Origin of the sequence: Streptomyces sp. NPDC005423 (assembly GCF_040606415.1) — a bacterium.
Classification (GTDB): Bacteria; Actinomycetota; Actinomycetes; order Streptomycetales; family Streptomycetaceae; genus Streptomyces.
On the sequence record NZ_JBEXET010000001.1, the window covers coordinates 413990 to 421300 of the forward strand.

Genomic DNA, 7311 nt, shown 5'->3' on the forward strand with positions numbered 1-7311 from the left:
GATGACCGTGTCCATCCCCGTCCTGCGCGGCGGCCAGGAGCACACCTCCCGCGACTCCCGCGTCCTGCACGACGTCTACGGCGACGAACTCGCCCGGCTGCACGAGGCCCCCGCCCTCACCACGCGGCTGACCGTGCGCGCCCTGCGCTCCGCCCCGCAACTGCCGCTGGACCAACGGCTGGCCCAACTGGCCGAGGCGGGGCGGCTGTTCGCGACGGCGACCCTGGGCGGACAGTCCCCGCAGGAGTACTGCCGGGCGCAGGCGCTGGCCTCGGGCGTACCCGTCACGGTCGCCCGCGCCACACTGGAGCGGATGCGCGGCGACTGCGCGCTGCTCGGCGACATCGTCGGCCGCCAGTCCCCGCTCGGGGCGGGGCGCACCGCCCGCTGGGCGCGCCGCGGTGCGGTGCTCGGGGTGGTGGCCCCCAGCAACCACCCGGCCACCCACGGGGCGTGGCTCCAGGCGCTCGCCATGGGCTACCGGGTGGCGGTACGGCCCGGCACCCGGGACCCGTTCACCCCGCTGCGGCTGGTCCGGGCGCTGCTCGCGGCCGGCCTGGACCCCGACTGGATCGCCCTGCTGCCCGGTTCGCACTCCGCCGCCGACAGTCTCGTCGAGGCGGCCGACCTGGCGCTCGTGTACGGCAGCGAGGCCACCGTCGCCCGCTGGCGCGGTGACGACCGGGTCCTGGTGCGCGGCCCCGGACGGACCAAGGTTCTGGTGGACGGGCCGTACGACGAACGGACGTTGGACCATCTGGTCACCGAGATCGCTTCGGACGGCGGGGTGCGCTGCACCAACACCACCGCCGTCTTCACCTCGGGCGACCACCGTGCGCTGGCCGAGGCGCTCGCGGAGCGGCTGGCCCGGCTGCCCGCTCTGCCGGTCACCGACGACCGGGCGGTCCTGCCGGTCCGCCCGCTGAAGGAGGCCGAGGCGCTCCGGTCGGCCGTCGAACGGGCCGCCCAGGGCGCCCCGGACCTCGCGGCCCGTCACTACCCGGACGGCCCGCTGGCTCCGGTCGGCCCGGACGCCGTGGCGCTGCGGCCCGCGGTGCTCGCCGTGCCGGGCGCCGACCATCCCGGTCCGGCGACCGAACTCCCTTTCCCCTGCGTGTGGGTGGCGCCCTGGCAGCCGTCGGAGGGCATCCGCCCGCTGACCGGTTCGCTGGCCCTGACCCTCCTCACCGACCGGGCACCGCTGGTCGCCGAGGCGCTGAACTCCCCCGGCATCCGGACCGTGCTGCACGGTCCGGTGGCCGGCTGGTGGCGGGACCCGTACCTGCCGCACGACGGCTACCTCGGCCAGTTCCTCAAGGAGGCCAGGGGCTTCGCGTCCGCCTGACCGCGGGCACCGCGCGCCCTGCCGTCGGCAGGGCGCGCACCCCACCTCGAACCCCGACGGCGCGCCCTTGGCGCGCCTCGCTCGTCCGCGACAGCCGATCCGCCCCGCCCACATACTCCCGTCCCACCCGGGGCAGGAAGCCCGCATGACCGCTGACACCCCGCCGATCCCCCGCTTCCACCTGGCCATGCCGGTCGACGACCTCGCCGCGGCCCGCCGTTTCTACGGTGAGGTCCTGGGCCTGGAGCAGGGCCGCTCCGCGGACACCTGGGTGGACTGGAACCTGCACGGCCACCAGTTCGTCACCCACCTCGCCCCCGCCCGCGCGTCCCGCGTCCACAACCCGGTCGACGGACACGACGTCCCGGTGCCGCACTTCGGGCTGATCCTGCCGGTGCCGGAGTTCCACCGGCTCGCGGAGCGGCTGCGGGCGGCGGACACCGACTTCGTGATCGAGCCGTACGTACGGTTCGCGGGGCTGCCCGGCGAGCAGTGGACGATGTTCCTGCTGGACCCGGCTGGCAACGCCCTGGAGTTCAAGGCGTTCGCCGACGACTCCCAGGTGTTCGCCACCTGACGTCCTCACGTCCTGGGCGTCCTGGCGTCCTGGCGTCCTGGCGGGTGTGACCTGCGTCCGCCTCCGCGCCGCGCACGTTTACGTCGCGGCGGAGCGGTGAGGCGAACGGAATGCGCGCCTCCCCGACGGCTCCGGCCGCGTCAGCCGACACCGCGTCCCCCGCCGACGGCTCCGCCGCGACCGCGGAACGACGACCGGCCGCCGGCCCGACCGGGGAACGGCGCGGTTCGGAACCGGCCGGAACCGCGCCCGCACCGCGCGCACCGAGGACACCACCCGCTCCACGGACATCGCAGACAGCACAGGCGTCGCAGGCGGCATCCCCCGCCCGCGACGCCTTCTTCGACAACGCCAAGTACCTGGCGATCGTGCTGGTGGCGATGGGGCACGCCTGGGAGCCGATGCGGGACGGCAGCCGGGTCGTGACCGCGCTGTACACGCTCGTCTACGCCTTCCACATGCCGGCGTTCATCGTCATCTCCGGCTACTTCTCGCGGAACTTCGACGCGAGCCCGGCCCGCGTCAAGCGGCTGGTCACCGGCGTGGTCGTGCCGTACGTCGTCTTCGAGGTGGCGTACACCTTCTACACGAGGTGGACGGACCACGTACCGGACCGCCCGATCAGTCTGCTGAGCCCGCTGTACCTGACCTGGTTCCTGGCGGCGCTGTTCGTCTGGCGGCTGACCACACCGATCTGGCGGATGGTCCGCCGCCCGCTGCCGGTGGCCCTGGCCGTCGCGATGCTGGCGTCGCTCTCCCCCTCGATCGGCCACGACCTCGATCTCCAGCGCGTGCTCCAGTTCCTGCCGTACTTCGTCCTTGGCCTGTGCCTGAAGCCCGCGCACTTCCGTCTGGTGCGCCGCCGTGCGCTGCGCGTACTCGCCGTGCCGGTCTTCGCGGGCGCGTTCGCCGTGGCGTACTGGTCGGCTCCGTGGGTGGACTACGCCTGGCTGTTCCACAAGGAGAGCGCCCAGGGGCTGGGCGCTCCGGCCTGGCAGGGCCCGGTCGTCACCGTGGCCCTCTTCGCCTGCTCGGTCCTGCTGGTCGCCTGCTTCCTGTCCTGGGTACCGGGCCGCCGCACGTGGTTCACGGCCCTGGGCGCGGGGACGCTCTACGGCTATCTCCTGCACGGTTTCGTCGCCCAGGGCGCCAAGTCCTGGGGCTGGTACGACCCGGCGTGGATGCGGGGCGCGGCCGGAACGATCGTCGCGACCGTCGTCGCGGGGGCGGTCGTGACGCTGCTCTGCACCTCTCCGGTCCGCCGCGCCCTGCGCTTCGCGGTCGAACCGGAGCTGCGCTGGGCCTTCCGCCCGCCCGCCGGCCGCCCCGCCTGATGTCGTTCAACTTCCTTTCCATGAACGGCAGTTGACCCGACTCCGGCGTTCCTGTGAACGGCCCGCTCAGGGCAGAAGTCAGGACCGGCGGAGGCACAACCAAGCGCGTGCGCTGAGGGTCACACGGTCCGTCGGAACCGTGAACGCCCCCTGGAAAAAAGGCCATGCGCCCCTTTCCCGCCGACCGCCGGGCCCTGCTGACCACTTCGGCATCACCTCCACGGCCGTCACCGCGACCGCGACCGCGGCCCTCGCCGGCAACGGCCGGACCGTGGAGTACAAGGCCGCGGCCGGCCAGCTCAACACGGCGACCGTGACCGCCTCGACGACCGCCGGCACCGCCACGATCACCTACGTCATCGACGACACGGTCCCGATCACCACCGGCGACGGCCGTACCCACCCCGCCGCTTCGGACCGCACCAAGGTCACCTGCGTGGTGACGACCGAGGACAGCCAGGACCCGTACCCCGCCCTGACGATCGCCCTGGGCGACGGCAACGACGTCCTCACCTACCGGAACGGCATTGGCCAGGTCTACTACTACACCTCGATCGACGCCGGCCCCGGCAAGGACAGGGTGACCGACACCGGGGCCCTCGACGGCGGGTACGTCTCGGGCGGCTCCGGCACGGACGTCATCCACCAGAACCGACCGGCACCGGGCCGTCCGTGAGCGTGCCGTCGAGCCCGCGCATGAGCTGGCCGTACGCCTCCGCCGCCGCCGCGACGGCCTCCCCGTACACCTCGTCGGCACCCCGGCCGGAGGCGACCGCCTCGTAGTTGGCCAGCCCCAACTCCTGCTGTACGGCGACGAGATGGGTGGCGGCCAGACGTTTGGCGAGGGGAGTGGCGTCACCGGGGAGGGCGTCCGCGAGGGCCGCGATGTCCTGGGCCGTGTGGCTGCGCCGCAGCCCCGTGAACAACGCGGGCGTGCCGTACAGGAGTCGCTGGAACGCGAGCACTTCCGGATGGTCGTTGAGACCGGTGATGGGGTCGCGGGCGGCCAGGCCGTCCAGGAAGTGGTCGCGCAGGGCGGCCGTCGGCGTCAGACCGGCCGGCCGCTCGCGCACGACCCTGGCGGCCTCGCCGAGATGGTCGGCGAAGCGGTGCAGGATCAGGTCCTCCTTGGTCGGGAAGTACCGGAACAGCGTGGCCTTGGAGACCTCCGCCGCCGCCGCGACCTCGACGACCGACACCTCGTCGAAGCCCCGATCGAGGAAGAGCCGCAGCGCCTCCTCCGCGATCAGGCTCCGCGTCCGTTCCTTCTTCCGCTCTCGCAGACCCGCGGGTTGACTCATGCCGCCACCGTACCAGGGACATGACACCGAGGCTCGTTCGACTCCAAGTCTGAAATCAGACCGGTCACGATGTGAGTCTCAGCCTTTTCTGATACTCGGTTGCACTATCCGTCTCCGCAGGGTTCCATGGAGAAAGACGGACGCCTGGACGCGACGAGGGGACACCAGCGATGACCGACGACGTGCTGATCGTGGGAGCCGGGCCGACCGGCCTCACCCTCGCCTGCGAACTGGCCCGCCGGGACGTGTCCGTCCGGATCGTCGACGCCCTGCCCGCCCCGCACCGGCACTCCCGCGGCAAGGGCCTCCAGCCGCGCACCCTGGAAGTACTGGAGGACGTCGGGGTCACCGAGCGGGTCCTCGCCGTCGGGACCACCCATCTGCCGTTCCGCAAGTACTTCGACGGTGCGTACGTCAACGAGACGGAGCCGTTCGCCGGGGACGGCCCGGCGCCGGACGCGCCGTACGAGAGCGGGGTCTTCATCGGGCAGTGGCAGCTGGAGGAGATCCTGCGGGAGCGACTGGCCGGCCTCGGCGTCGAGGTCCAACGCGGTTGCGAGGCGGCCGAGTTGGAGCAGGACCCGGACGGCGTCACCGTCACCCTCACCGACGGTCGCCGGAGGCGGGCCGGCCGGCTCGTCGGCTGCGACGGCGGACGGAGCCGGATACGCGAGGCGGCGGGCGTACGGTTCGACGGCACCAGCGAGCCGGCGCAGACGATGGTCTGCGGGGACGTCGAGGCCGCCGGGCTGAGCCGGGACGCCTGGCACCAGTGGTTCACCTCCGAGGGCGGGGCCGTGATGCTGTGTCCCCTCCCGGGCACCGGCTCCTTCCAGTTCCAGGCGAGCCCCGAACTCGACGCGGCGGGCGACCCGCTGCCGCCGTCGCTGGAGAGCTTCCAGCGGCTCTTCGACCGGCACGCGCGCCTGCCCGGGATACGCCTGTCCGCCCCGACCTGGCTGTCGGCGTGGCGGGTCAGCGTACGGATGGTCGACCGGATGAGAGCCGGCCGCGTCTTCCTGGCCGGGGACGCGGCACACGTCCATCCGATCGCGGGCGGCCTCGGCATGAACACCGGAATCCAGGACGCCTACAACCTCGGCTGGAAGCTCGCCCTGGCCACGGCCGGCCGCGCGGGCCCCGGCCTGCTGGACACCTACGAGGAGGAGCGGCTGCCGGTCGCCGCCTGGACCCTGGACGTGAGCAGCGAGGCGACGGCCCGGGTGCTCGACGCCGCCAAGCGGCCCGGCACCGGGACCGAGGCCGCGGCGGTCCCGCCGATGGGCACCGGCTACCGCTGGAGCTCCCTGGCCGGCACCCCGGCCGACGCCGGCGACCCCGGCGACCCCGACGGCCTGCGGGCGGGCGACCGCGCGCCCGACGCGCCGTGTCTCGACGGTGCCGGACGGCCGGTCCGGCTGTTCCAGACGTACGCGCACCCGGGGTTCACCCTGCTCGGCTTCGACAGCGAACTGGCCCGCGCGACAAAGGAGTTGGGCAAGCGATACGGCGACGACCGCGGGCTGCGCGCCTTCGCGGTGCACGACTCCGGGGAGCTGCGCGATCACGCGGGGCACGCCCGGCGCGCGTACGGAATCGACGGACCGGCCCTGGTACTGATCCGCCCCGACAACCACGTCGGCCTGCTCACCCGGAACCCCGCCGACATCGACGCGTACCTGACGGAGCACACCCGGTGAGCGCCACCGATCCGGGAACCCGAACTCCGCCTATCGGGCATTTCGGGTGATACTTGGAGCATGACTACGGCAGCGTTCGAACTACTCGCCGCGTCGCACAACGCGCTCAACGTGGGCGCGGCGTTCCTTGGTGGCCTGTTCATCGCAGGCGCTCTGGTCTGGGCCGTGAGTTTCGGCATGCGGGTCCGCGACCAGGAATCCCCACGGCCGCTCCCGGAAGAACAGCCCCACCTTCCCGCCTCCGGCGCGGTCCGCGAGACACGCGAGATGCGGGAACCCGACGAGATGCCGGTCGCGACGCAGGAGGCGGAACGGCTCATGCCGTACCAGATCCACGCCTGCGCGACCAGGACGGGAAAGGACCAGAACCGCAAACGCTGGCTGCCCGGCTCCAGCGGATCCTTCGGCGGCGGCGGCCTCGGCCACACCTGACCGCAGAGCTCCCGACCAACAGGACCGGTCCCGATCGACCCCGCGTGGTGTGCGGCCCCGCCACCCCGCGGGGTCTTCCTGTGCGCCCCCGCGACACGCCAAGGGCCATCCGCGCTCCGCCACCCGCGCTCCGCCACCCGCAAGGTCTTCCCTGGCACGCCGCACCACCCCGCCGCCGCCGCGAAATCCCCTCAGCGCTCCGCTCCCCACGAGGTCGCAGCGTGCTTCGCCGCCCCGCGAGGGTCCCGTCGAGCTCCGGCACCCCGCGGGGTGCCGGAGCGCTCCAGCACCCGCGAGGTTCCGCGTTGCCCAGCGCCAACCCGCAGGCGTCCCGTGCGCTCCGCCACCCGCAGGGATCCCGCGCGCCCTCCGCCACCCGCGAGGTTCGCGTTGCGCGGCGCCACCCGCAGGGCTCCGCGTTGCCCAGCGCCAACCCGCAGGGTCCCGTGCGCTCGCGCACCCCGCGAGGCTCCGCCTTGCGCGACGCCGACCGGCAGGGTTCCCGTGCGCTCCGCCGCACACGATTCCGTGCGCTCCGCTACCCCGCCAGGTTCCGCGTTGCGCGGCGCCACCCCCGACGCCCCGCGAGATCACCTGTGCGCACCGCCGCCCCGCAGGGGCC

General features: G+C 73.4%; 7 protein-coding genes. 6 read left to right on the top strand and 1 reads right to left on the bottom strand.

Annotated features, from left to right (window positions below; translation table 11 throughout):
* Position 1: 1 nt before the first annotated feature.
* From ABZT12_RS01835 to ABZT12_RS01850, 4 genes are all read left to right on the top strand, one after another.
* On the top strand, positions 2-1345 hold the full coding sequence (locus ABZT12_RS01835; protein WP_356375608.1) for an aldehyde dehydrogenase family protein: 1344 nt from the start codon (positions 2-4) through the stop codon (positions 1343-1345).
* Between the two features lie 145 nt (positions 1346-1490).
* Positions 1491-1922 (top strand): VOC family protein, encoded by a 432-nt coding sequence (locus tag ABZT12_RS01840; protein ID WP_356375611.1) that lies wholly within the window; start codon positions 1491-1493, stop codon positions 1920-1922.
* A gap of 110 nt (positions 1923-2032) precedes the next feature.
* Complete coding sequence (locus ABZT12_RS01845; RefSeq protein WP_356375614.1) at positions 2033-3256, top strand: acyltransferase family protein; 1224 nt, start codon at positions 2033-2035, stop codon at positions 3254-3256.
* 139 nt (positions 3257-3395) lie between these two features.
* Positions 3396-3932 carry a hypothetical protein gene (locus ABZT12_RS01850; protein WP_356375617.1) on the top strand — a complete coding sequence of 179 codons (537 nt, stop codon included), beginning with the start codon at positions 3396-3398 and terminating at the stop codon, positions 3930-3932.
* On the opposite strand, the gene ABZT12_RS01855 is transcribed toward ABZT12_RS01850, so the two are convergent.
* Positions 3895-4557, bottom strand: a complete 663-nt coding sequence (locus ABZT12_RS01855) for a TetR family transcriptional regulator (protein WP_356375620.1) — start codon at positions 4555-4557, stop codon at positions 3895-3897. The genes ABZT12_RS01850 and ABZT12_RS01855 overlap by 38 nt on opposite strands.
* A gap of 170 nt (positions 4558-4727) precedes the next feature.
* Between ABZT12_RS01855 and ABZT12_RS01860 the strand changes: the two genes are divergently transcribed.
* Both ABZT12_RS01860 and ABZT12_RS01865 read left to right on the top strand, forming a co-directional pair.
* Positions 4728-6257, top strand: a complete 1530-nt coding sequence (locus ABZT12_RS01860; protein ID WP_356375623.1) for an FAD-dependent monooxygenase — start codon at positions 4728-4730, stop codon at positions 6255-6257.
* A gap of 60 nt (positions 6258-6317) precedes the next feature.
* Positions 6318-6689 carry a DUF6479 family protein gene (locus ABZT12_RS01865; protein WP_356375626.1) on the top strand — a complete coding sequence of 124 codons (372 nt, stop codon included), beginning with the start codon at positions 6318-6320 and terminating at the stop codon, positions 6687-6689.
* Positions 6690-7311: the final 622 nt, after the last annotated feature.